Below are 24,848 nucleotides of genomic sequence, written 5' to 3'. Positions count from 1 at the left end.
ATTGACGATGCGGTCTTATTCTACGCTAGCAATAACGCAAGATGTGCTACTTGAAGAGTTGGTATATACAATTTCTCCATTGGGTGCATAATCAGTCGCGTTGATCGAGCCTTGGTCGACAAAGTATTGATATAACGCATCGGCGTCTACATTGCCTGTCGGTAACGGGTCTATCTCAGGGTAACCATCACCACCCGCAGCACTAAAGTTTGAAATTGTAAACGTATAGCTCGCACTTGAGTTAAAACTTTGGCCGTTAATGGTATTGATTTCCACTGTACCTGCTTGGCAATCCACAGTCATACTGATATCCGCAAATTGAGCATACCCCCCTGAGCCTCCTTGAATTGTCGCTACGGTGTTGAGATATTCAGTGAGTTCGCTCCCGGTCATCGTGGCCAGCGTCACTAAGTTGGCAAAGGGTTGAACGGTGAGCACGTCTCGATAGGTGACGTCACCTTCGGCAATGGAAGCACGGACGCCACCCGAGTTGGTAATACCAAAATCTGCTTCCACTTGAGTTTTTTGTGCCGTGGCAATTAAGCGGCCTAGGTTGGTTTGTTGGCTTCGAACCACAGCACGTTCACCTTGAAGATCGCCGGTCAACGTAGCAATGACTTCGTCTAAGGCTTCTTGGCCTTCATCTTGATATGGTTGCAAACGCTGCTTGAGAGCATCATCTTCAGCGATTTCTGATTGAATAAACTCAAGGTCACCGTCCGCATTTTCGCGTTTTAAGTTCACGGGGATTAATGCATAACTCGCAAGGTGCAATTCGCCACCATAGTATTCAAAGTCGGCTCGACCAACGTATTTACCCCACTCATGTGCTTGCATGATCCAAGTGCCGTTTTGGCGGTCTGGTGTGCAATCATCTCCAGGTTCAAAGTCAGCGTAGCTGGTGTTATTCGAGGGTTCCATACATACCGGATTTTGCGAGTGACCACCGATAATTGCCGCTAAGTGCCCTTCTTCTAGTGAGCGAGCGAGCGCTACATCGCCGGGGGCGTTTGAGCCATGGAGCATATTCACATAGTGGCCCATATGGGTCGCTGCAATAATGAGATCCGCGCTGTCATCCGCTTCGATTTCGTTAATTACGCTCGCCATTTCTACTTTAGGATCGCGAAATTCTAGGCTACTTGTATACTGCGGATTACCGATTTTTGCTGTATCTTCTGTGGTTAAACCGACGACAGCGATTCGCAAACCGTTGATCGTGAAGATGTGGTAAGGGTCGAAATAACGCGTACCGTCTTGGTTGTAAATATTAGCGGCAAGCATAGGGAAGTTGGCCCAACTCCGTTGCTGCTCGAGAACAGACAGCGGATTATCGAATTCGTGATTACCTACTGCCATGGCATCGTATCCGATGTCACTCATTCCGACAAAGTCAGGTTCAGCATCCAACATATCAGATTCAGGCACACCAGTATTGATATCCCCACCTGATAAAACCAAGGTTTCGCCACCGTTAGCTGAGACTTCTTGTTTGATTTGGTCAATTAATGTTTTGCGAGCGGGCATACCATATTCGCCATCACTGTTTTGCCAGAACCGTCCGTGGTTATCGTTGGTATGTAAAATGGTAAACTTAACGCACGATTCGTCGGTATCACAGGTCACGTTTTCTTCTTCGTCATTACATCCTGTTAATACGATTCCAACCGCTATGGTTAACATTAATTTATTCAAGGTCATATACTAACTTCCATGTATTTTTGTATAGGGGAAATGAAAATATAAATACATTTTGTGAAAGTCAAATTTCGTTTTTATTACTGTTTTTATCGTTTTTTACTATTTATTATTAAACAATAATGGAAAGAGATAGTTACAAAGTTTGTTTATTTTTTGATAGCCTCTCTTTTTATCGGTTATTTTATGGCTTAAACAATTTTTGAACATTTTAACCATAAAAGCACTTTTAAATGAGAAGGGTGTGGTTTTAATAACCTTATTTGTGTTTTTCTGTAATTTATTGTGCTAACTGATTTATTATCATATTTAATGAGCCACCATTTACTTCGGTGAGAAATTTGCTTCCAAAGTTGGTTTTTTTCTCTTGAGTTTTGTTAGAAATATATTGAATTCACATCATGTTTTAAAACTATCTTCTCATTTGTGAGATTATTATCTTTTGTTTTCATGTTTTAATTTTTCTAGAGTGGTGAGTACTAACGAAAACATGTTTAATAATTATGTTGAAATAGTGACAATATAATTTTATTCTTATTCATTTACAATGAAAGAATAAAATGTTGAGCTTGATGTGTCTTAAAGTAAGAACAAGATCGATCTTTGTTTCTTTTGAATTTGAACACTATTCTATTCTCGTCGTTCATTGACATGGATATGACGATAAATACGCAATGAATTGAATACGTTGAACTAGTTTTAACATCATCGATGATGGTTTAAACACTAGGGTAGTATTCATAATGGTTGCAAGTACAACGCTATTGGCTCCAATGTTGAGTCTTATTCCTTTACCGATACCAAGTGATCAATCAGTGATGTTTACACATCTTTCAGCATCGGGTTACGCTCAGGGGAATGAAATCTACCCACTCATTATGGGTAAGCAAGGTGGGTATGTATCCTCGGATCACGCTTATACACTGAATCAAGGTGAGGTTGGTGTGCAATATGGTGACTTCTCCGTCTCTTTATTTAGCCGCTATGAATGGTATTTAAAATTTAATCCCGACACCATGTCAATTTACGCTGGTTCCTTAGAGGGGACGGATTTAGACCTGGGGCGGGAATATCAAATCATGCTGGATGCCGAGCATTTATACAGTCATGGGCTTCGCCTGGGCTGGAGTCATGATTGGTCTCCTCGCTTTACGACATATTTATCCGTGAGTTATTTGCAAGCGCAAGACATGCTGAGTGGGACTTTGCAAGGTGACGCGCAACGCGACGTTTTTGGTCAATACCAAGGCTTGCTCAACCTAAATTATGTTTATACTGATGACGTATTGTTTAATCGCACAACGAATGCGCCAAAGAGTGATTTTGGTTATAGCTCTGATATCGGATTTAATTGGCAGCCTAGTGACCATGTGTTCATCAGCGCTTGGGTTCAAGATGCCTTCAATGCGATTCGTTGGAATGATCTGCCACGTACTCAGGCTTATGCGAATTCCGCGATATCGATAACCGATGACCAAGGCAATGTCTCCATTCGTCCAATCGTTTTTGGTGTCAGTGATAGCGAAAATTATACCCAGCATTTACCCACCAAATATTATGCACGCACGGCCTTCCTATATGGTAATGGGGCGTTGGGTGTTAAAGGTTTGTACGTCGATGGACTTTGGCTCACTGATATTGAGTGGTTCGCTCATTGGACGCCTCAATTTTCGACGCAAGTGAGCGTTAATACACAAAGTCACGCGCTCGGTTTAAAGGCCAATTGGCACGGGTTTTATTTAGGACTTCGCAGTGATGATTTGGATTATCAAGCCGCGACGCATCTTGAGTTGAATACCGGTTTTAGTATTGCACTGTAAAGGCCATCACTGGGTAGGCTATGCGCACTGACGTAATACAACGAAAGAATGAGACAAACGGCTAACCTTTGCTATGGTTAAAGGAGTCAGTTAGTTGAATATTCAATCAATGGTTAGGTTAGTGTAAGCATTATGCCTGAGACTCTGCGTAAAAAAATAATTCAGCGGTACGAGCTACTTGATTCTTATGATCTAGGACTTGCACCGCTTATGGATGCGCTTGCAACCTTATATGAAGTTCCCGTCGCCTTGGTGACGATTGCCGATGAAGACCGGTCCGTTGTGCGTGCCAGTTACGGTACGACGCTAACCTCGATGCCGCAGAGTACCTCATTATGTCGACACATTATTGATTGTGGGCAGCCATTAGTCATTGAAGACTTATCTCTTGAAGCTGAATCTGCAGCGTTATTCGAAGGTATGGGTAACGAGGCTTTCCGTTTTTATACTGGCGTACCCTTGCAAATTGAAGAGGTGGTGGTTGGCACTGTGTGTCTTTTTGACCGCTCTCCTCGCTGTATTACGGCGAAGCAAATTGAAAGTTTGGAGCAAATCAGCCACTTAGTAAGCAATCATCTGTGTCTTGTCAAAGAGCATGTTCAACTGAAGTTGGAGCACAGCTTGCTTGATAGCTCACCGGCGGTATTACTAACATGGCATTATAAAAATTGTCTGCTGCTGCAAAGCGTCTCTCGCAATATTAAAGATGTCACCGCAATTGAGTATGCCCAACTTATCGAGCACGACGCTTGTTTTGAGGATTTCTTAACCGTTGAAAGCCAGCAAGAGTTTGGCTTTTGGTTACAGAATCATTTAGATGGCGTCGAAAACGCGGAATGTCACCTCAATATCAAGCATCCAACTCGAACGGTTTGGCTGCGCATGCTGAGTAAAGCCTTCTTCGACCAAAACGGAAAACTTCATTCTATTCAGGCTATTATCACTGATAATACTGCCCACAAGTACATGGAAGACAGGCTCAGTGGAACCAATAAGCAAATGCGGCTGCTCATTGAAGCTTCTGGGTTGGGGACTTGGGATTGGAATATCATTGCCGATGCCACCAAAGTCAACAAACGTTGGTGCGACATTTTGGGTGTTGACCATGATTTCTATGATGGTACAAGCCAATTCTGGCGGCAGCGGATCCATCCGGCAGATCTCAGTAAAGTGGATGATGCGTTAGACAGCCACCTTTGCGGTCGAAGTGAAGCATATATGTCAACTTATCGACTCAAACACGGTGATGGCCATTGGGTTTGGGTTGAAACTTATGGGTGCGTCGTCGAACGAAATGAGCTCGGACAACCATTGCGACTTGCAGGGACACATCGTGATATTACCGAACGCAAAGAAGCCGAATTATTCCAGCAGAAGCAGGGCCAATTACTGAGCTTTATTAACAATGCCCGTGCGGCGTATTTAGTCGATAACAATTTACCACGAGCGTGCCAAGCTATTTTGCCCGAACTGATCGATATTGCCGACAGCCAGTTTGGTTTTATTGGGCATTTAATCGAAGAGCAGGGCAAACGGCGATTATTGATCCATGCGATTTCAGAACTGAGTTGGAATTCAACCAGTGAACAGTTGCTCGACCTTTACAAAGGGGGGGAGCTGTATTTTGATTCGTTTGATAATTTATTTGGTGAGGTGATAAAAAGCGGTGAAGAGGTGATCAGTAATCGCATGCATGTGCACACGAGTTCGAGGGGCACACCTGGAGGACATCCACCTATTTTTAGTTTTCTTGGACTACCGATTTACATTCAAGACAGACTGGTCGGTATGATTGGCCTCGCTAACAAAGCAGAAGAGTACAGCCACAAAGATGTTGTCTTCTTACAGCCACTGCTTGATGCATTAGGAGGGCTTTATTATGCCGTCGAGCTTGAACATGCGCGGAGTGAAGCTGAAGAGCGACTAAAATATCTGGCGATGACAGATGCTCTGTCTGGGTTACCTAATCGCCGTGCCTTTATTGACCACTGCCGTAGTTTGGAAAAAGAAGGGGCGCCTTATGCGATTGCGATCATTGATATTGACCACTTTAAAGTGGTCAATGATACCTATGGACACGAAGCTGGTGATGCCGTGATCTGTCATATCGCGCAATGCATGAAAAGTAATCTACGCACAGATGATTTTGTCGCACGGATGGGCGGCGAAGAATTTGCAGTGATCATTAATCACACTGAACGTGATCATGCTGAAAAGGTGCTTGAAAATATTCGATGTTATATTGATTCTAACCCAGCTAAATGGGAAAAAAAGCCAATTCATGTCACGGTGAGTATCGGCGCGAATTGGTATCGCAAAGCGTCTATGCAGAACCTGAAGCGCCATTTGCACGATGCGGATAAAGCTTTGTATATGGCGAAAAATAGCCAGAGGAACTGTTTACAGTGGTATGTTCAAACTCTGGTGGATGCTTCGACTACACATGATGAGCCACAAAAAAAGGCACAAAATCGTCACTGACGCGGTTGTCTGCGTCATCAAAACCTAAAACTGAGCGACTTTGATGTCGGGTTTTAGGTTTTTTCGTTTATGTTATTGGGTTTGTTCAGGCGTTTATTTGACCGTATTGTTTGCGCTATAAACAGCGTGGCGTATTTTTTAGTCATTCGATTGATAAAACGAAATTTTATAGTTGACGGGATTTTTCAATCAGTTAAAGTACGCCTCGTTCCAAAGGGGAAGCCCGCTAAGAACACAATGCGACACTAGCTCAGTTGGTAGAGCGCAACCTTGCCAAGGTTGAGGTCACGAGTTCGAACCTCGTGTGTCGCTCCAAATTTCTTGAACCGGGTATAACCTGATTCATACAGATAGATGATACCGCTCAGCGGTGTTTAAGATGGTGTCTCCATCGCAAAATTTTGCGTGCCCTGGTGGTGGAATTGGTAGACACAAGGGATTTAAAATCCCTCGGCGTTCGCGCTGTGCCGGTTCAAGTCCGGCCCGGGGCACCATCTCTCTTTCTCTATCTAATTCAAAATATGGCGCGTTGGCAGAGTGGCTATGCAGCGGATTGCAAATCCGTGGACCTCGGTTCGACTCCGGGACGCGCCTCCATTTTCTTTTCTTCATCACTAAGAAAAAGACGTGTTGTGATATTCACAACACATTCGCCTTGATGCTTAAGATTGACGTTCCTAGTTTTAAATAAAAAGACGCCCATAAGGCGCCTTTTATATTTTCCATCGGTAATGCGATTACACCTTAAAGTTCCCAACTTGAGTATCCAATTCAATATATAAGTCAGAAATCTGCTGTGAGGTGGATTGAATCAGTTCTGATACGGTTTTTACACCATCCGTTTGTTCTTTGAGTTGCCCTAGGTTGTCGTTAATTGCACTCACCAAGGTAAATTGTTCTTCTGTCGCATGCTCAGTTTGGCCCGCCATCAGTTGCACTTTTTCAAATGACTCTTCTAACGCATCAAAAATACGGATAACTTCATCAAAATTTGCCACTGTGGTATCTGCGTTTGTACGGCTATTATGAATGGCGGATGAGGATGCATTCACGTTGACTTTTAGTCGCTCAATCATCGTCTCGATTTCATCTGTACTTTGCTGCGTTCTTGTCGCGAGAGTGCGAACTTCATCTGCTACCACTGCAAACCCTCGTCCTTGTTCGCCCGCTCGCGCCGCTTCGATGGCCGCGTTTAGCGCAAGTAGGTTAGTTTGTTCGGCGATGTTACGAATAACTTCAAGTACCGAAGATATCGCTTCCGAACTCTTCTCAAGCTCTCCGGCGCGGTTTAGCGCTTCCTCAATGTCAGACACAAGCGCATTAATCGCTTTGTGAGAGGTATTCACCGCAGAGACACCTTGCTGAGTGAGCTGGGTGGAATTATTCGCTTCAAGCGAAGTTTCTTTCGCGACATCGGACATATTCTGTGTCGAACGATTCATTTCGTCCCCGGACCCGACAATAAAGTCAGAGGCTGAAACGAGAGCCTGAGTGATGTGCGCCGTTGTTTCCGATGTGCTGTTCAGCTCACCTGTCATTCCACCAAGAGCCCTCGATTGCGAGTGAACACTACTGATAATCGATTGCAGCCGCTCAACAAATCCATCAAATTCATTGGCTAAGTCTCCGAGTTCATCTTTAGCTGAGGAGTTAATTCTTTGAGTTAGGTCACCATCACCTTCGGCGATTTCTCTAATTCGCATTGAAAGATTTTCGACATTATTGGTAATTTTACGAGGAACAAGAAAACCGACAATTAGCGAGGTAACAAATGCGACTAAGATGACCACCATCGCAATCGATTGAAACTTTTCAATTCGAGACGTCAGTTGCTCTTCCATCTCTCGAGCGTGTTGTCGAACGCGTTCTCCTGCTTTATCCAGCGTATCGCGAATAACATCAAAGCGTTGTTCCGCTAGGGTGAGTGCATCTGGAATTTTTGCTTGCGCGGTCGCAGGGTCAGACGCCAAAAATTGCTTACTTTCGTCAAACCAATTGGTAAATAGCGCATCAAAATTGCTGTACGGCTCCGTTAAGTGAGGTTCTTTTCGTAGGTAATTACGGTAGGAATGAAAACGCTGAATCACTTGATTGGCATTTTCTTCAAATATTTGACGATTTTCAGTAAAGTCACCCACTCCGTTGAGAATCTGTTGCTGAATCAATCGAGCTTGATAGATATCCCTATCCGCATTAAGAATTTCAGCGATGGCTTCAACATAGCGTTCAAGGTCAATTTGGGCGTCAGGTTGAGACTCGATTTCTCGCGCATAGACACGTAGCTCCTCTCCCGCGGCATCGAGCATTTTACGTAGTGTGAGAAATTGGCTATCCAAGGTCGTAAAATCACTGTTCAGCTGGACTCTGGCACTCGAGAAAGACAGCAGACTATCGCTGGCTTCTCGCCAATTGTTGTATTGGGCATCAAATGACTCAAATTCTTCAAGCAGCTCAGGTTCTTCACTTAAGAACTCCCGGTATTTAAAGAAGCGGTCAGCGACTTGCTGCGCGTTTTCTTCAAACGTCGCTTTGTTCTCCTCAAAGGTCCCTTGCCCTCCAATCAAGCGCTCTTGAGCTAAACGGGCTTGATAGATATCTCGGTCAGCGTTAAGTACTTCAGTGACCGCCTCGAAGTAACGGGCGGCTTGTTGCTCGAGACCGTTTTGTTGCATTTTCGTCACAACTACCATCGACCCAAACAGTCCGCAGACTACAACAGTTAGGAAGATAACGGGAAGCATCAGTTTTATCCGTATTGAATGAATGCGCATGGTCGTCCTCAAGGTTAACAAAGGGATGGTTCTTTTGTGTTAAACAAAGTCTAGGCAAGGGGTTGAAACTGCGCAAATTTCCTTCAATCTTTTAGTCGAAAAATGCGTTAAGGCGATTTTTGTTGAACTTGAAGGCATGTTCATACTCGTCTGCTCCTGAAGAGTGATGTAAGGTGTGAAGAAGAGAGTTCACAAAGGAGTAGGGCAAATGGAATATCCGATTGAAGGGGCTTGTCAATGTGGCAACGTTCACTATCAACTGTTGGCCAAGCCTCTAATGGTGGTGGCTTGCCATTGTAAAGAGTGTCAAAAACTCTCAACCAGTGCATTTAGCATTACTGCCATTGTAAAAGCGGAAGATGTTGTATTTGAAGGAGAGATGAAAGAGTGGCGCCGCCCAGCTGAGAGCGGTAATATCTCCGGCGCTATGTTTTGCCCTACCTGTGGAAATCGACTCTACCATTTTAACCCCGCGGACATGAGTACGCTAAAACTCAAACCGTCTAATTTATCAAATACCGATTTGATTCAGCCTACCGTTCACGCTTGGGTTAGTGAGAAGCAAGATTGGTACACCATACCTGAAGGTGTAAAAACGTTCGATAAACAGCCATAACTTCAGCTTAAGCCGCATTTTTACAGGAGAAAACATGGCAAAACTGGTTATTTTTGATTGTGATGGAACCTTGGTTGACAGTGAATTATTGTGCAATCAAGGGCTGTCTGAGCAGTTAGCATCAATTGGGGTTGATATCTCTGGGGATGAACTTGTCCAGCGTTTTCGCGGTGTGGAGTTTGATGTCATCTTACAAGCTTTAATCACAGAGCGAGGTTTTAGCGTCCCAGAGAACTTTGAAGCTGATTATCGCCAAACGGTGACACGTTTGTTTGATCAACACTTACAGCCGATAGAAGGTGCATCAGCGGTGTTGTCACAGCTCAAGACCACTAAGTGTGTTGCTTCGTCTGCGCCTCGGACGAAGATTGAGCAATCGCTGACGGTCACAGGACTACGTTCGTATTTCGGCAATGAGATTTTTAGCTGCTATGACATTGGTGTTTGGAAACCTCAGCCTGATATTTTCCTGCATGCGGCCAAAGCAATGTCGGTGCAACCAGAGGAATGTTGCGTGATTGAAGATAGCGATGTTGGTGTCGCCGCCGCATTGGCTGCCGGAATGACATGTTTTCACTATCGTCCACATGGTCACCTGAAGAGTGTTCATGGTGAAATTCCATTTCGGCATATGAATGAGCTGCTTGAGTTAGTTCAAAACCACACAGATTCCATTTTGGGCTCACGTTAAACTGAACAGTGATCGCGCCGTTGGCGCATCTCTTCTTGTCGCATCGGCATGCCGTCGATGGTCTGAGTGATCAGAGGCCAATCAACTTCATGATCAAAGCGGAGTTTCTCTTGACCATCTTTGCCTATCAAAATCAGAGTGTGCTGAGAGGGCCTGACATCGTAATTCACAAAGAGTTGAGCGATATTGTACTGCTCCTTTACCCATTTGGGTTCGGAATTACCATCGGCTGCCAGAATCAAAGTAATCACATCACGCGCTTCTAATTGGCAATGATATTTCAGCGCCTGCAACTGGAACTCGTTAACTTGCTTGTCAAAGGTTGGAGCGAAGTAAAGTAAGCTACGATGCGACCAAGAGTTGGTGTAATTGGGGTAACTCCAAGCGGTTGTGGCGAACAACATGGAAATGATGACGTAGAAGAATCGATGCATCTTGGTACTCCCTTAATGATTTCCCTTTATACGTTGATTCTAGACTTTTGGATGACTTTTGCTGAAAGTGAATGAAAAGGAATGATATCAATAAACGCTGTTCGAAATGTTGGTAGACTAGCGGCAAATGAGTGGATTGAAGAACGGTAATGAAGGTACAAGATAACCAGTGGCTGATTCCGAGTTTACAAAAGGAGTTCAACACGGTTAGTGATATGGTCAATTTATATTGTCATGCTCACCATGACCGTCAGCAAAGTCTATGTGCCGATTGTCGGCAATTGATTCAATACGCCGAAACCAAGTTAGATCGCTGTCCGTTTGGGGCTGAAAAACCTGCTTGCAAACGTTGTCCCATACATTGCTATAAACCAGCACCAAAGCAAACCATGAAAAGAGTGATGAGGTATTCAGGCCCGAGGATGCTGCTACATCATCCGATACAGGCGGTGCAGCATTTACTCAAAGAACGTCAAGCACGGCCTACCATGCCTCCTAAAGGGCCATCGAATTGGCAATTGCGACGAAAAAAGGGGCATTAAGCCCCTTTATTAACATCGGAATCTTTCGAGTTTAACCAGCCATAGCGCGTTTATGACGCTTGATACTCACAACCATCATATAAAGGCATGTTGAGAATAGCATAGCGAACAGATAGCCGAATAGCCCATGCTGGGATTGCATGGATATGTCGGCCAATACTGGGCCAACAACCGAACCAACACTGTAACTCAGTAGCATCACTTGTGTGATGGTGACGATTTGGTCCGCCGATACCGCTTTACAACCGAGATTAATCGCAATTGGATAGAGTGCGAAAATCGAAATGCCTAGCACAAATAGGCTGATACTCATCTCTATCAAGCTTGTGCTTAAGAGTGCCGTAATACTTGCTGCAGAGCCAATCAGACAAAAGCCGCCCATGAGCAATGTGCTACCAAATACTTTTGATAACCAGGGAACAACAGGCTGAACCGCCATCGCGCCTAGTATGATTAAAGCCATCAAGCTACCGATGTGTTGGTGTTCAATATGTTGCTGGCTAAGTGCCAATGGCATCAGTCCGTATATTGCTCCCAACGTCAACCCAGAGACGACACAACCGATCAACGCGGCTTGATTGGCTTTGGTGACGCTTTTGAGCGATAGGCGGTGACTTTGATGGTGATTGGGCTGCTGACCACGTCCAACGAGCAATACCATCACAGCAAACAGTAAAAATGTGATCATTGTGATAAAAGGAATTGCACCACTTACGCCGATAAATCCGATACCAAATTGTCCGATTGAAGTACCGCCATACAAGGCGGCCATGTACACGCCTAAACGCTTGGTTCTCGCTTGTTCATCGCCAGAGAGTAACCACGATTCGACAACCACAAAAATACCCGCCACCGCCAAGCCAGCGACAAAGCGACTTGCTAACCAGGCAAACGCGTTTGGCATACTGGGCAGAGCGATGATCGTTAAGATTAGGGTTAGCAAACACCAAACAAAGGCATTTTTATGACCGATTTGACGAATCACCGGTTCAATGGCTACTGCGCCAATCAATAAGCCTGCATAAAACAGGCTCGCCAACCAACCGGCGAGTTCAGTATCCAAGCCATAAAACGGAAGCATTAAAGGGATAATGCTCATTAAATAACCGGATGCAACAGCATAAAGAGTTAATGCGATCACAGGAACCGTGACTCGCACGTTTGGAACGTCTACCACAGAGGTACTCACAACACGCCTCAACTACGGAAAAAGTAAGAAAATTCATAACAGTCGGGCGCGACTATGCGCCTGATGCTATCAAAGGTAAAACGAAAGGTTTTGGTCGAGACGATAAAAAATTTTTATATTTCGTGCGAAAAACGCAGCGGATGGAAATGGATTAAAAATGGCAGATCTAGGTTCGACGCCTCAGCTTAAAAAGCGCTGTTGAGAATGAAACAAGCCCTGACTGAATCAGGGCTTGGTGGAAGTGTTAGAGCTTAGGTTTTTTGTGCACTCTTGGTTCACTCATGAGGCCCAAGACAAGCGAAAACGATGCAATGAGTAGCACGATAGTAAATGGGAACCCAGTCGTTACTGCCATCGCTTGGGCTGCGGTTAGGCCGCCGCCTAACAATAAGGCAATCGCGACTAAACCTTCGAACGTACACCAAAATATACGTTGTGGTGTCGGGGCATCGACTTTACCACCGGCAGCGATGGTATCGATGACTAATGACCCAGAGTCCGAAGAGGTAATAAAGAACACGATAACTAATACAATACCGACAAACGAAGTGATGCTTGAAAGTGGCATTACGTGAAGCATCTCAAACAGTTTCAATGGTAATACTGCATTCATCACTTCTTCATAACCATCATTGACATACTGACTGATCGCCGTTTCTCCAAACGCTGTCATCCAGAATACACACACAGTTGAAGGGACGAGCAGCACGCAGACGATGAATTCACGAACGGTACGACCACGAGACACGCGAGCGATAAACATACCAACAAATGGCGACCAGGAAATCCACCATGCCCAGTAAAATGCAGTCCATCCTTGTGAGTAGTTCACATCTTCACGCCCAAACGGCATAGAGAGCGCGGGAATATTGGTGATGTAAGCATAAATATTTTCAAAAAAGCCACCTAAAATCGCTAGCGTTGGACCGACTAAAACAATAAACACCAGCAAAATAGCGGCGAGCGCCATATTAATTTCAGAGAGGCGTTTTACGCCGCTATCTAACCCGGCAACGACAGACAATAGCGCCAGAGAGGTGATCGCGATAATCAGCACTATTTGCGTGGTGTCGGTCATTGGGATGTCAAACAGGTAGTTCAGTCCGGTTGCCGCTTGCGATGCACCGTACCCTAAAGAGGTCGCCAAACCGAATACCGTGGCGATGACCGCCAAAATATCAATGATATGCCCCGTCCAACCCCAAACGCGTTCGCCAAACACGGGATAAAACACAGAACGCATCGTGAGCGGAAGGCCCTTATTGAAGGAAAAGATAGCAAGGCCTAAGGCGAGCAATGCGTAAATCGCCCAAGGATGAAGCGCCCAGTGATAGATGGTTGCTGCCATACCCAGAGCCGTTGCCGCGTCAGTATCACCCAATGCGCCGCCAAGCGGAGCCCAGTCTGTTCGCACGCCGTTTTCGACGATTGGCCCGCCAAGCGCTGTCGTGAAGTGGGACATTGGCTCGGATACGCCAAAGAACACCAGACCGATCCCCATCCCAGCCGCAAAGAGCATCGCCAGCCATCCCATATAGGAATAATCCGGTGTCGAGTCTGTTCCACCAATACGTACCCGGCCGAGCGGTGAAATTGCAAGAGCTAAACAGATGACAACAAAAATGTTACCAGAAAATAGAAAGAACCAATCCAAGGTTGAGGTTAACCAAGCTCTGAGACTAACGAACAAGGGTTCGACTTGCTCTCGAAAAATCAGAGTGGCAAAAACGAATATGACAATCGCTAACCCGGAAATGGCGAAAACGCGGTTATGGATATCTAAACCAAATGGGCCAAGGGAGACAACGACGTTGTCTTGTCCAACGGTATAGTCAGTATCAATCGGCGTCGCCTTGCCACTTGGGCGAGGTACGCCGCCGTTATCTTCATTGCTCATACGAACACTCCAGAAATGAGATTTTAATGCATGACTGCTTCATGGTTATACGTCTCAAATAAATTATAAGATACGAGTAACTATTTGCGATATTTAGCAAAAATCAAGTGATGAGTCTAATAGAATAGAACGTTGTGAGGTATTTTTAGAGAAGTCAGTAGTTATTGGAGGGAAAGGCGAAGGCAGAATATGGCCCTCGCCTTAATCAAGTGAAAACTATTTAGCGAGTGCTGCGTTGAGCCATTGGTCAAATTGGCCTTTGGGCAGAGCGCCATTGATCATATCGACGCGCTGGCCATCCTTAAAGACCATGACGGTTGGAATGCTGCGAATCTGATATTGCGCTGCGATATTTTGCTGTGCTTCTGTGTCGATTTTTACAAATCGAACTTGGCCTTTTCGTTCGCTAGCGACATCGGAAAAAACGGGTGCAAACCCAACACATGGGTTGCACCAAGACGCCCAAAAGTCGACAACAACAGGTTGGCTACTTTGCAATAAGGTCGTGAAATTCTGCTCGGTTCCTTCAATAGGTGCGCCATCGAGCAAAGGCGATTGGCATTTTCCACATATTGGACTTTCTGATATGCGTTCGCTTGGGACTCGGTTGACTCCAGCACAAGACGGGCAGCGAGTATTAAATGTAGACATGACTTACCTCTCTGATTTTTGTCACCACTGTGACACGCTATAGCGCGAGCCGTTATACTGCTAAGTAACAAATATAAAAATAATTAGGTGTTTGATGACAAATTATTATGCTGAAATTTCAGGGTGGGGTAAATGTCTGCCGCCCGCCACGCTCTCCAACGATGACTTAAGTACGTTCCTCGATACGTCAGATGAGTGGATTCGAACGCGCACTGGCATTGAAAATCGCCGAATTAGCCATGTCAATACGTCAGAACTTGCGACGCTAGCTGCTAAAAGGGCATTGGCGTGTGCTGGGCTTGAAGCCAACGATATTGATATGGTGATTGTAGCAACGTGCTCAGCAGATTCTTTAATTCCGAATATTGCCTCTAAAGTTTCACAAAATTTACACATCACCTCAGCCGCGGCATTTGACCTCAATGCTGCCTGTACTGGCTTTGTCTATGGCCTCGAAACAGCCACTCGCTTGATTCAAGCCGGGAATTATCGGCATGCGCTAGTGATTGGCGCTGAGCGACTGTCTTTTTTTCTTGATTGGACTAAGCGTGATACGGCGGTTTTATTTGGTGATGGTTCTGGCGCGGTGGTATTAAGTAAAACTGATCAGCCTGTAGGATTAATGCAAGCACAAATCGGTTGTGATGCGAAAGGACGAGATATTTTAGCCGTACCCAAATTTGGAACGGCCATGGATCGATTTGCTGTGGATAATGGTTATTGGGAATTTGATTTCGTCGGTAAGGAAATCTTCAAGCGCGCAGTCAAAGGAATGGGAGCCGCGGCAACGCAAGTGCTGCGCCGCAGTGAATTGGACAAAAGCGATATTGATGTTGTCATTCCGCACCAAGCCAATGTTCGAATTATCCAAACATTGTGCGACCTTTCAGGTATTGAACAGAGCAAAGCTTTCATCAATATTCAGCAGTATGGTAATACCTCGGCAGCTACCGTTCCCATTGCATTGTGCGAAGCGCTAGAGCAAGGCCGAATTAAGCCTGGGGATAATGTGTTGCTTGCCGCGTTTGGTGCTGGGCTTACATGGGGGGCAGGCCATATCAAATGGGGCGAACGTGTGACTCCTCTCGCTCAAAGTGATGCCCAACTCCCGCCATGTGAGCAGTCTGCGCTTGAGCTACTTGAGCGGGCGATAACCCATTGCAAACAAAAAGCCCAATAGTTGAACAACAGCCGCATTTCGCGGCTGTTTGCTTATAGTTATCATTACAATTTTCTTGTTATCATAGACTCTAGTTTTTTGAATAGTCTGAATTGCAATGAAATTTCTTCACACTTCTGATTGGCATTTAGGACGTCAATTCCACAATGTATCTCTGCTTGATGATCAGAAAGTGGTCCTAGAGCAAATCATTGACTTTATGCGTTCAAATCCCATTGATGCCTTGGTCGTGGCCGGTGATATTTATGACCGCTCAGTGCCACCAACCGCCGCGATTGAAGTCATGAATCATTTCGTGAACGTCGTTTGTGGGGAGCTTCATGTACCCGTTATCCTCATTCCGGGGAATCATGACGGAGCTCAGAGACTTGGGTTTGGCGCTGAGCAACTCAAGCAGGCAGGGCTGCATATCATTGCTCATTTTGACGATATGCTGCAACCCGTGGTTATTCACACGGAGCAGGCCGGTGATGTCGCGTTTTATGGCATGCCTTATAACGACCCAGAAATCGTGCGTCATTACTACCAGCAGTCGGTATCGACCCATGATGATGCGCATCAGCTGCTATGTGAAAAGATACGTGAGCAATTCCACCCTGAGCAAAAACATATTTTGATCAGTCATTGTTTTGTTGATGGCGCCATGGAATCTGAATCTGAGCGTCCACTTTCTATCGGTGGCTCTGATCGCGTGAATCATCAACACTTTGTCGACTTTGATTATGTGGCACTCGGGCATTTACATCAGCCGCAATACAAAGGTGAGTCCTACATTCGCTATTCAGGCTCAATCATGAAATATAGCTTTTCTGAGCAGCATCAGAAAAAAGGTATGACGCTGGTGGAAATCAACCAACAAGGCTTTCATTCCGCGACACATATCGATCTTCATGCTCCGCATCAAATGCGTATTTTGGAAGGCGAGCTCAATACCTTGCTAGAGTGTGGCAAGTCTGACCCTAAAGCTGATGACTATCTTCTCGTTCGTTTGATGGATCAGCATGCTATTTTGGACCCGATGGAGAAACTTCGAGCCATTTACCCAAACGTCCTGCATCTTGAGAAGCCAGGAATGCTTATTGGCGTTGAGCAGGAAATGGGCAAAGCGCGTTTAGCTCGCGGCGAATTGGATATGTTTAAAGATTTTTTCTTAGAAGCGCAGCAAAGCGATTTAACGCCAGAGCAAGAAGCGGTCGTGACCCAAGTGATTCAGACGCTAACCCGCCATGGCGAGGAGTAATCAATGAAACCAATTACCTTGACGATCCAAGCGTTTGGGCCATTTGCAGGCACGGAACGGATTGATTTTACTCTGCTTGGGGCGAATCCTTTGTTTTTGATCAATGGCCCAACTGGATCAGGAAAAAGCTCGATTCTCGATGCGATTTGCTTTGCGTTGTATGGTGAAACAACGGGTAGTGAGCGTACGGGTGATCAAATGCGTTGTGACTATGCCTCCTCTGATAGTATCACAGAGGTGAGCTTTGTGTTTGCTCTTGGTGACAAACAGTACAAAGTTGTGCGCAGTCCAGAGCAGCAAATCCCTAAAAAGCGTGGAGAGGGGACGACAAAAAAGCTGCATAGTGCGACGTTATTTGCAATTGAAAACCAGCAAGAAACCTTAATCGCCAATAAACCCAAACCTGTCTCACAGGCGATGCTCGAACTTATAGGCTTAGACGTAAAACAATTTCGTCAGGTCATGGTACTTCCTCAAGGAAAGTTTCGTGAATTACTGATCGCCAACTCAAAAGACAGAGAGCAAATCTTTGGGCAACTGTTTCAAACCCATGTTTATACCGCTATTGAGCGAGCGTTGTTTGAAAAAGCCTCAAGTATTCGCAAAGCGAAAGAGGATTTTGATAATCAAATTATGGGGGCTTTGGGCACAGCGAACGTGCACTCGGAGCAAGAATTGAGGCAAGCGATGGATGCATTGCTTCCAGAGTTGAATGCCGCTAAAGCATACACTCAACAGTGTTTTGAGCAGCTTGAAACCGCTAAGCTTGATCAAAAAACCGCGCAGGATATCGCCAATAAGTATACCCAGTTAAGGCGTACTCAGCAGGAGCTTGATTTTCTTCAAGCTACTCGCGGTGACATTGAAAAACAACAAATCGAGCTGACTGACGGAAAAAAAGCGGCACAAATTAGTGTGACATATCGAGACTGGAAGCAATCGCAGCAGCAAACGGTAGAAGCGAATTTAGCCATCACTCAAGCTAAACAAGTCGTTTTAGAGCAGCAGCAAGCGGTAACTCAGGCGCAGCAAAACCACCAAACAGCGGAACAAGAATCACAGCAGTTACCTGAGTTAAACCAGCGGGGCTATTACCTTGATGAATTGGAAAAAAAGCTGACTGAGAAAGATAAACTGAGCGCACAATTGGATGAGTCGCAAAAAGCGTTGGTTCAGGCCCAGAAGCGTCACGAGCAAAGTGTGGGTCAATTATCTGATTTAAATAAGAAACTTGAAGAAAAGAATCAAGAGTTTGACAGCGCTAAAGCGCAGCAATCGCAGTTGGCTCTCAAACAGCAACAATATAAAGAGTTAAATAAGCAAATTCGAGCTTATCAAGAGCTCAATCAGACCTTGTCTGCCCTCTCTCACTATCAGCAGCAGGATGCCAGTGAGCAAGGCAAGCTTGAAGCGGCAAAAAAAGCCCTCGCGGATGCGGAGCATTTTGCCAATCAGCAAGAGTTTCTCTGGCATAGTTCTCAAGCAGCGCTACTGGCTAAAACGTTGCTTGAAGATGCTCCTTGCCCGGTTTGTGGGAGTTGTGACCATCCAACCCCCGCAACATTCGAGTCAGAGGAAGTGAGCAAAGAAGCTGTAGAACAGGCTCGTCAGCAGCAGCAGCAGGCTCAGTTGCTTGTTAACCAAGCGGCAGAGTCTCGTCATCAAGCCAGTCTCCAATTGAGTAAAGTAGAACAGGCTGTTGCGGGATGGCGCCAACAGTTGGGCGATGTTGAGCAGCAGAGCTTAGATGCATTACAGCAGCAATCAGAGCAATTGCAGCAAGAAATTACGCAGCTTGAAGCCATTAATTTGCACCAAATTGAGCAACAAGCCAACAGCCTTAAGCAGTGTGTGGTGAGTAAAGAGAGTGAGATTCACGCTTTGTTGGCAAGCCGTGATGAAGCGCATAATCACGTCGTAAGGTTAAAAGGCTTAGTTGATAATCTTGCTGAGACGCTAGCGAAAGATGAGTTAACACGAGTTGAAGATGTTAAGGCTCAACAAGTGCGACTCACACAACAAATCACTCGTCTAAAAGAGGCGTTGTCACTAACTCAGCAACGGCTTTCATCGTCTCAGCAGCAGTTGGTTGCCGCACAAACTGATCTTGCCAACAAAGAGCAATATCACAAACAAAGTCGTCAGCGAACGGAAGAGCTTGAGACTCAGTGGTACTCGGTATTAAAAGAGAGTGCGTTTGAAAGTGAACAAGCATTCTTGAACGCCAAATTGGAACCCGCTCAATTAGAAGGGTTAGAAGCGGCCATCAAAACCTATTTCGAAAAACAAGCGGCGATTAACGGCGTTTTGGAATCTCTCCACAAGGAGCTTGGTGAGCATAAAGAACCAGAGATGGATTCGCTCGTCAAACGTGTTGAAATGCACAGCGAAAAATATCAACAAGCACAAAAACAGCAGTCTGCACTTCAATCGAATTTTGATGGGTATCACAAAGTCGAAACAAACTTAAAATTAATCCATCAGCAAAATGAGGCTTTAGAGAAACAGTATCAGGTGGTTGGAACGTTAAGTGACGTTGCAAATGGAAGAACAGGCACTAAGGTCAGTTTGCATCGTTTTGTGCTCGGTGTATTGCTTGATGATGTACTGATTCAGGCATCCACTCGGCTGCGATTAATGACTAAAGGACGTTATGAATTACGCCGCAAAGAAGATAGAGCGAGAGGAAATGCGGGTTCTGGCTTAGACCTGATGGTGGAAGATGGGTATACAGGAAAATGGCGTGATGTCGCCACGCTATCAGGCGGAGAGTCTTTTATGGCGGCGCTTGCGCTGGCATTAGGCTTATCTGATGTGGTTCAATCATACAGCGGCGGTATTCGTTTGGATACGTTATTTATTGATGAAGGTTTTGGTAGCCTCGACCCTGAATCACTTGATTTAGCGATTCAGACCTTGATCGATTTACAGCAGGGTGGACGAACCATCGGTGTCATATCTCACGTGACAGAAATGAAAGAACAAATGTCTCTGCGTGTGGATATAAAAAGTACAAGGGCAGGAAGTTCGATATCGTTAGCACATTAACGAATCGATATTTTCAGAAACGATTAATGTCAGTTAGATGTGCGCACAGCTTTAAAAAATTATAAAATACGTGGCTAGTGGATGGCACAAAGGTTTGTAGGAATTTCAATGGAAACAGTAAGAAAGGTTTATCAATATGCGGAACCGAATCTTACCTTAGTAGGATGGATGGGCATAATAGGATTTCCTACCTATTATATCGTTTGGTCGTTTATTTTTCCCCAACCCTATGAAAACGCAACGTTAAGAGTGATATGTTCTTTGTTGTTTGTAGGTGTTGCGTTTCGAAATCATGCGCCCAAATACTTTAAAAAGTATATCCCTGCTTATTACTTAGCTTCAATTGGCTTTAGTTTGCCTTTTTTCTTTTCCTTCATGATGTTTAAGAATGGTTGGACAACGGTGTGGGCGATGTCATTTATGGCGTCTATATTCCTGCATATCTTGCTGGTTCACCAAACGCGAGTCATGGTAATGCAAGCGGCCTTTTTTATCACGATGGCCTTTTTATCCGTTTATGGGCTTGATTTTGAGAAAGTGGCTTCGCAGGTCGTATGGCCATATATACCAATTTTTCTTTTTACTTACATATTTGGCAACTTGTTTTACTTCCGCAACCAAGTCTCTCATGAAACTAAAGCATCGATTGCCAAATCATTTGGTGCAGGTATCGCTCATGAGATGCGCAACCCGCTAAGCGCACTCAAATCATCGCTTGAAGTTCTTGATTCAATTTTGCCAAAAAATAAAGATATTAAGCGCGATTTTTATTCGATATCTGACTCTGAGCTATCGCTTGCTCGTGAATTATTGACGGATGCTGATGAAGTTATCAGTAATGGTAATGAAACCATTGATCTACTGTTGACTTCAATTGATGAAAACCGTGTTTCCCGCAATACATTTAAGCGGCATAGCGTTAAAGCTGTCGTTGAAAATACCTTAAAAAGCTTCTCTTATAAGCGTGCGTTGGATAGAGAAGCGGTATTTTTGCATGTTGAAGACGATTTTAACTATCTTGGTAGTGATACCTTGCTGAAATATGCACTGTACAATTTACTAAAAAACGCGTTTTACTATCGAAGCTCAAATGACTTTAAGATTGACATCGAAATTACATCGAGAAGCAATCAGAACCTTATCCGCTTTAAGGATAATGGGGTTGGGATTGAGCCCGATATTCTTGAAAACATCTTTAAGGATTTTTACACCTTTGGCAAAAACGGGAGCTACGGCTTAGGCTTGCCGTTTTGTAAAAAGGTAATGAACTCATTTGGTGGCAATATTAGTTGCCGCTCTGTTGTTGGCAAATGGACGGAATTTACATTGTCTTTCCCTAAATACGAATCCAAAGTAACGGATAATATTAAGCTCGACCTTATGAAGTCGCGCTCGGTGCTCTTTATTGGTGAAACTGCGGTATTTGGCCGATTTTTAAGTGAACAAGCGTTTTATCAAGGTTTTCATTTCAACGCCTGCGAGTTTGAACATGCGCTGGAGCGAGAAGAGTATCAGTTTGAATTTTCACTTATTTTGCTTGATTTGGAAGTGATGGTTAATAAGCCAACGCAATTTAAAGCTTTATTAAATAAGTTACATTTTACCGAAGCCAGAATTGTCTTCCTGTATGACAATACTAAAACCTATCACACGGATATTGAAAGACATTTAACGATATATCCAATCGAGCGAAATCGTTTGATTATGGATGCAAAATCGGTGCTGGATGAACTGTTTTTTGAAAATCCATCCAGTAACCGTAATTTGCTCCCACGTAAAGATGTTAAAGTCGGAAAAACCATTATGATTGCCGACGATAACCATTCTTTACGAACTTATACCTCCATTTTGCTTGAAAAACAGGGCTATAACATCGTGCAAGCCGCTGACGGACAAGAAGTATTGGATAAGCTCAATATTCAATCGGTTGACTTGATCATTATGGATTTAGAAATGCCACAATTGGATGGCATTAAAACGGCTTCACTCATTCGTAATTCAGCAAATGGTTATTCTACTATACCTATCTTGGCTCACACTGGTGATTCAAGAGAGGAAACACTTGAGAATATTCGGCTATCAGGCATGAATGATTACATCGTGAAGCCATCTAATTCTGAAACAATGCTCGATAAAATCTCCGATTGGGTCTGAAATACACCACAAAAATGTGGTGGTTCTCTCAGAGCTTAAATGAAGTAGATACTCGGATCCGAATAAGCGGTTTGACATACTTCGAGAATTTTATCTAGTTCAACTTGAGTCACCGAACTATTTAAAGATAATCGAATGATATTTTTATTTGGGGTGGTAGCCGGACGGCAGAATACAGCCCCAAATACACCATTTCTTTCTAAGAAATCTCGTGCTTTTTCAGTATTTCTTTCATCTCCGGTTTCTAAAGCAATAATCTGCGAGTCACTTCGAATACTAAAACCGATATTCTTAAGCCCTTCTGCAAGATATTTTGATGATTCGGCTAATCTTTCGCGTGCAATATCCGACTTCTTGATTACTTCCAAAGTTTTAGATATGCGATCTATTTCGTATGGAAGCATCGCAGAGCTGAAAATTGCTGGGTAAGCGACAAATGGTATACATTCATTAGCCAGATTGTTACACCAAATAGCACCGGCACGATAAGCAAAAGTTTTCGCTAAGCTTGCGGTTAGGAAATCAACTTGTTTGGTTAATCCAAGTTCGTGGACTAATCCGGCACCATGTTGACCATGAGTTCCCAAAGAGTGTGATTCATCGACGACAACGGCACACCCGGCATCTTTCGCTGCGTGAACAATTTCTTCAATTGGTGCAATTGTACCCACAGTACTGTAAATAGAATCAATGAGGACAATACCGGGGCCATTACGTTTAAGCAGTTTTTTCAAGTGACGAACGTTGTTATGCATAAATGGATGAATGTTTGCTCCGGCAATACGCGCACCTTCCCACAATGACATATGAGCAAAAAAATCGACATATACTTGAGTTTCACTGTCGCATATCGTTTGGAGCAGCGCGGTATTGGCAGCCCAACCCGATTGTGAAAGCAAACAAGAGGAGAAACCTGTAAAGCGTGCCAGTTCGGTTTCTATCTCAGGTTTGGATTCGTCATCCTGGAGGAAGATCCCAGACATAAACGGTGTATTTTGATTTTTGAGTAATGATTGAGCATGGTATTGCACAATTTCTGCGTTATTAGATAAATCTAAATAATCATTACTTTGTAAAACGATATCTTCGGGAGATGGTCGTTTACCAAGAACTAAATGTTTTCCGTTGTCATTTGAATGAATTAAATCATCTAGATGGTAGTCGATCTTCGATTGAATGAAATCGGGTAAGACTGGGAAATTCGTAACGGTATTCATAACTCATATATCCTTTTTTATTTGTAAACCTGATAGCCAGCTGACAAATAAATATATGAGTTAATTTTAATATAATTACGAGGTGAAATTATTATTATTTTGGGTACCATAACAAACAAAAATAGTGTGTATATTTATTATTTCTGTTTTTCCGTACCCCTAGGGAGGTATATCTAAATTTAAGGTACGTTGTTTTTAATATCTTTTTGTTTATTTATTATTTCCGGCCAATACATTTTTATATAGCCAAAAGTGACCCAAATAACCAATCCTGTTGCAACAGAAAGTTCAAACCATCCAAAATGGTGTAGCCAATGCCAGTGAGGATAATAGGCGGCAAAAAAGGTCGTAAGATGGTGCATTGCGACAGCGCTGATCACGGAAGGAAAGGTTACTGTCGCGATCGAAGGTTGAAATTTAGATTTAAGCAGTTTTAGGTAGCATAAATACACTAAGACCGTCATTGTGATGGCGATCCCTGCGAGAGCACCGGTTAAGATTGGGTCCGCATGCTTGTAGTTGACCAGATATGCCGCAAGCGTCAAATTTATAGGCGCTGCCATAATGGCCAACGTTGGCCTCGCGCGTTTAGGCACCATACCTTCAAACACTAAGCGATAGAGCACGACGGGCAACATAAAGAAATAAATCGCGACACAGATATTGACCAGCGTCGATGAGAAAACGGTGTGGCCAAATTGAGTTCCTGCGAGAGAGCTGCTGATCATACCTACAGGGTACAAAAACCAGCTAGGCAGCAGATGCGACATTTTGAAATTGACGATTTGAAAGAAGAAAAACAAAATCATCATAACAAGATGGAGTAACAGCGCTGAAAACCAAATAGGGTAGGCGATAAGCGGTGAGATGGCGGCAAGGTAGTCACAAAGTACCAGGAGCGCCATGGTGATTGGTGCCATTAAACTGCCAGTGAGCGGATTTTGTAGATCACGAATAAAAAGTGAAAAGTTAGTAAAATACTTAATTAGAACTGGAATTAATAATAAAGCACCAAAAATGGCGCAATATTGTCGAGTAAAGGGACCAATTTTAGGAACGTAAAGCGACCAAGCATGACCAAGTGCTATGACAGCTAAAGCAAGTGATGCCTGAGATGACGGTACTTCGTTAAACCGTATAAAACGCTTCCAGTCCAAAAATTAATCTCCTATTGAGTATTATAAGAACTTCAGGTGAAAATTCACCGAGAGTATTATTT

Annotated in this window: 17 protein-coding genes and 3 tRNA genes; 12 read left to right on the top strand and 8 right to left on the bottom strand. The window is 44.1% G+C overall.

What is annotated here, in order from left to right; genetic code table 11:
- Positions 1 to 15: 15 nt before the first annotated feature.
- A complete protein-coding gene (ushA, locus tag ACFFUV_RS16660) occupies positions 16 to 1,701 on the bottom strand; it encodes a bifunctional UDP-sugar hydrolase/5'-nucleotidase UshA (protein ID WP_390194851.1) in 1,686 nt (561 codons plus the stop codon).
- Positions 1,702 to 2,441: 740 nt separating this feature from the next.
- Here ushA and ACFFUV_RS16655 point away from each other — a divergent pair.
- The 5 genes from ACFFUV_RS16655 to ACFFUV_RS16635 all read left to right on the top strand — a co-directional run bounded on the left by ACFFUV_RS16655 (position 2,442) and on the right by ACFFUV_RS16635 (position 6,596).
- Complete coding sequence (locus tag ACFFUV_RS16655; protein ID WP_390194849.1) at positions 2,442 to 3,518, top strand: hypothetical protein; 1,077 nt, start codon at positions 2,442 to 2,444, stop codon at positions 3,516 to 3,518.
- Positions 3,519 to 3,650: 132 nt separating this feature from the next.
- Positions 3,651 to 5,999, top strand: a complete 2,349-nt coding sequence (locus ACFFUV_RS16650; protein WP_390194847.1) for a sensor domain-containing diguanylate cyclase — start codon at positions 3,651 to 3,653, stop codon at positions 5,997 to 5,999.
- A gap of 239 nt (positions 6,000 to 6,238) precedes the next feature.
- Positions 6,239 to 6,314 (top strand) — tRNA-Gly (locus ACFFUV_RS16645).
- Positions 6,315 to 6,406: 92 nt separating this feature from the next.
- A tRNA-Leu gene (locus ACFFUV_RS16640) sits at positions 6,407 to 6,493 on the top strand.
- A 29-nt stretch (positions 6,494 to 6,522) separates the two neighbouring features.
- Positions 6,523 to 6,596: transfer RNA gene (locus ACFFUV_RS16635), tRNA-Cys, on the top strand.
- Between the two features lie 140 nt (positions 6,597 to 6,736).
- On the opposite strand, the gene ACFFUV_RS16630 is transcribed toward ACFFUV_RS16635, so the two are convergent.
- Complete coding sequence (locus ACFFUV_RS16630; protein ID WP_390194845.1) at positions 6,737 to 8,770, bottom strand: methyl-accepting chemotaxis protein; 2,034 nt, start codon at positions 8,768 to 8,770, stop codon at positions 6,737 to 6,739.
- A 208-nt stretch (positions 8,771 to 8,978) separates the two neighbouring features.
- Here ACFFUV_RS16630 and ACFFUV_RS16625 point away from each other — a divergent pair, with 208 nt between their 5' ends.
- A complete protein-coding gene (locus ACFFUV_RS16625) occupies positions 8,979 to 9,386 on the top strand; it encodes a GFA family protein (protein ID WP_390194843.1) in 408 nt (135 codons plus the stop codon).
- A 34-nt stretch (positions 9,387 to 9,420) separates the two neighbouring features.
- Positions 9,421 to 10,077 carry an HAD-IA family hydrolase gene (locus ACFFUV_RS16620; RefSeq protein WP_390194841.1) on the top strand — a complete coding sequence of 219 codons (657 nt, stop codon included), beginning with the start codon at positions 9,421 to 9,423 and terminating at the stop codon, positions 10,075 to 10,077.
- Here ACFFUV_RS16620 and ACFFUV_RS16615 read toward each other — a convergent pair.
- A complete protein-coding gene (locus ACFFUV_RS16615; protein ID WP_390194839.1) occupies positions 10,074 to 10,511 on the bottom strand; it encodes a DUF4174 domain-containing protein in 438 nt (145 codons plus the stop codon). The two genes, ACFFUV_RS16620 and ACFFUV_RS16615, sit on opposite strands and share 4 nt — an antisense overlap.
- Positions 10,512 to 10,660: 149 nt before the next feature.
- Here ACFFUV_RS16615 and ACFFUV_RS16610 point away from each other — a divergent pair, with 149 nt between their 5' ends.
- Positions 10,661 to 11,053: a nitrous oxide-stimulated promoter family protein gene (locus ACFFUV_RS16610; RefSeq protein ID WP_390194836.1), complete on the top strand. Its 393-nt coding sequence runs from the start codon at positions 10,661 to 10,663 to the stop codon at positions 11,051 to 11,053.
- 31 nt (positions 11,054 to 11,084) lie between these two features.
- On the opposite strand, the gene ACFFUV_RS16605 is transcribed toward ACFFUV_RS16610, so the two are convergent.
- The 3 genes from ACFFUV_RS16605 to trxC all read right to left on the bottom strand — a co-directional run bounded on the left by ACFFUV_RS16605 (position 11,085) and on the right by trxC (position 14,790).
- Positions 11,085 to 12,242, bottom strand: coding sequence for an MFS transporter (locus tag ACFFUV_RS16605; protein WP_390194834.1), 1,158 nt, complete (start codon positions 12,240 to 12,242; stop codon positions 11,085 to 11,087).
- Between the two features lie 244 nt (positions 12,243 to 12,486).
- Positions 12,487 to 14,139, bottom strand: a complete 1,653-nt coding sequence (locus ACFFUV_RS16600; RefSeq protein ID WP_390194832.1) for a BCCT family transporter — start codon at positions 14,137 to 14,139, stop codon at positions 12,487 to 12,489.
- Between the two features lie 216 nt (positions 14,140 to 14,355).
- Positions 14,356 to 14,790, bottom strand: coding sequence for a thioredoxin TrxC (gene trxC / locus ACFFUV_RS16595; RefSeq protein WP_390194830.1), 435 nt, complete (start codon positions 14,788 to 14,790; stop codon positions 14,356 to 14,358).
- A 94-nt stretch (positions 14,791 to 14,884) separates the two neighbouring features.
- Here trxC and ACFFUV_RS16590 point away from each other — a divergent pair, with 94 nt between their 5' ends.
- From ACFFUV_RS16590 to ACFFUV_RS16575, 4 genes are all read left to right on the top strand, one after another.
- Entirely contained in the window at positions 14,885 to 15,970 is a 1,086-nt protein-coding gene (locus tag ACFFUV_RS16590) for a ketoacyl-ACP synthase III (protein WP_390194828.1), read from the top strand.
- Positions 15,971 to 16,067: 97 nt separating this feature from the next.
- Complete coding sequence (locus tag ACFFUV_RS16585; RefSeq protein ID WP_390194826.1) at positions 16,068 to 17,210, top strand: exonuclease SbcCD subunit D; 1,143 nt, start codon at positions 16,068 to 16,070, stop codon at positions 17,208 to 17,210.
- 3 nt (positions 17,211 to 17,213) lie between these two features.
- Positions 17,214 to 20,258 carry an AAA family ATPase gene (locus ACFFUV_RS16580; RefSeq protein ID WP_390194824.1) on the top strand — a complete coding sequence of 1,015 codons (3,045 nt, stop codon included), beginning with the start codon at positions 17,214 to 17,216 and terminating at the stop codon, positions 20,256 to 20,258.
- Between the two features lie 108 nt (positions 20,259 to 20,366).
- Positions 20,367 to 22,412 (top strand): hybrid sensor histidine kinase/response regulator, encoded by a 2,046-nt coding sequence (locus ACFFUV_RS16575; RefSeq protein WP_390194822.1) that lies wholly within the window; start codon positions 20,367 to 20,369, stop codon positions 22,410 to 22,412.
- 35 nt (positions 22,413 to 22,447) lie between these two features.
- Here the strand turns inward: ACFFUV_RS16575 and cqsA are convergent, their stop codons facing one another.
- Positions 22,448 to 23,629, bottom strand: coding sequence for an alpha-hydroxyketone-type quorum-sensing autoinducer synthase (gene cqsA, locus ACFFUV_RS16570; protein WP_390194820.1), 1,182 nt, complete (start codon positions 23,627 to 23,629; stop codon positions 22,448 to 22,450).
- Between the two features lie 179 nt (positions 23,630 to 23,808).
- Positions 23,809 to 24,786, bottom strand: coding sequence for a TDT family transporter (locus ACFFUV_RS16565; protein ID WP_390194818.1), 978 nt, complete (start codon positions 24,784 to 24,786; stop codon positions 23,809 to 23,811).
- Positions 24,787 to 24,848 lie beyond the last annotated feature (62 nt).

The organism is Vibrio olivae, from assembly GCF_042428525.1.
In the GTDB taxonomy this organism is placed as follows: domain Bacteria; phylum Pseudomonadota; class Gammaproteobacteria; order Enterobacterales; family Vibrionaceae; genus Vibrio; species Vibrio olivae.
The sequence above is the reverse complement of the archived record's forward strand: the minus strand, read 5'-3'. Positions and strand labels throughout refer to the sequence as shown.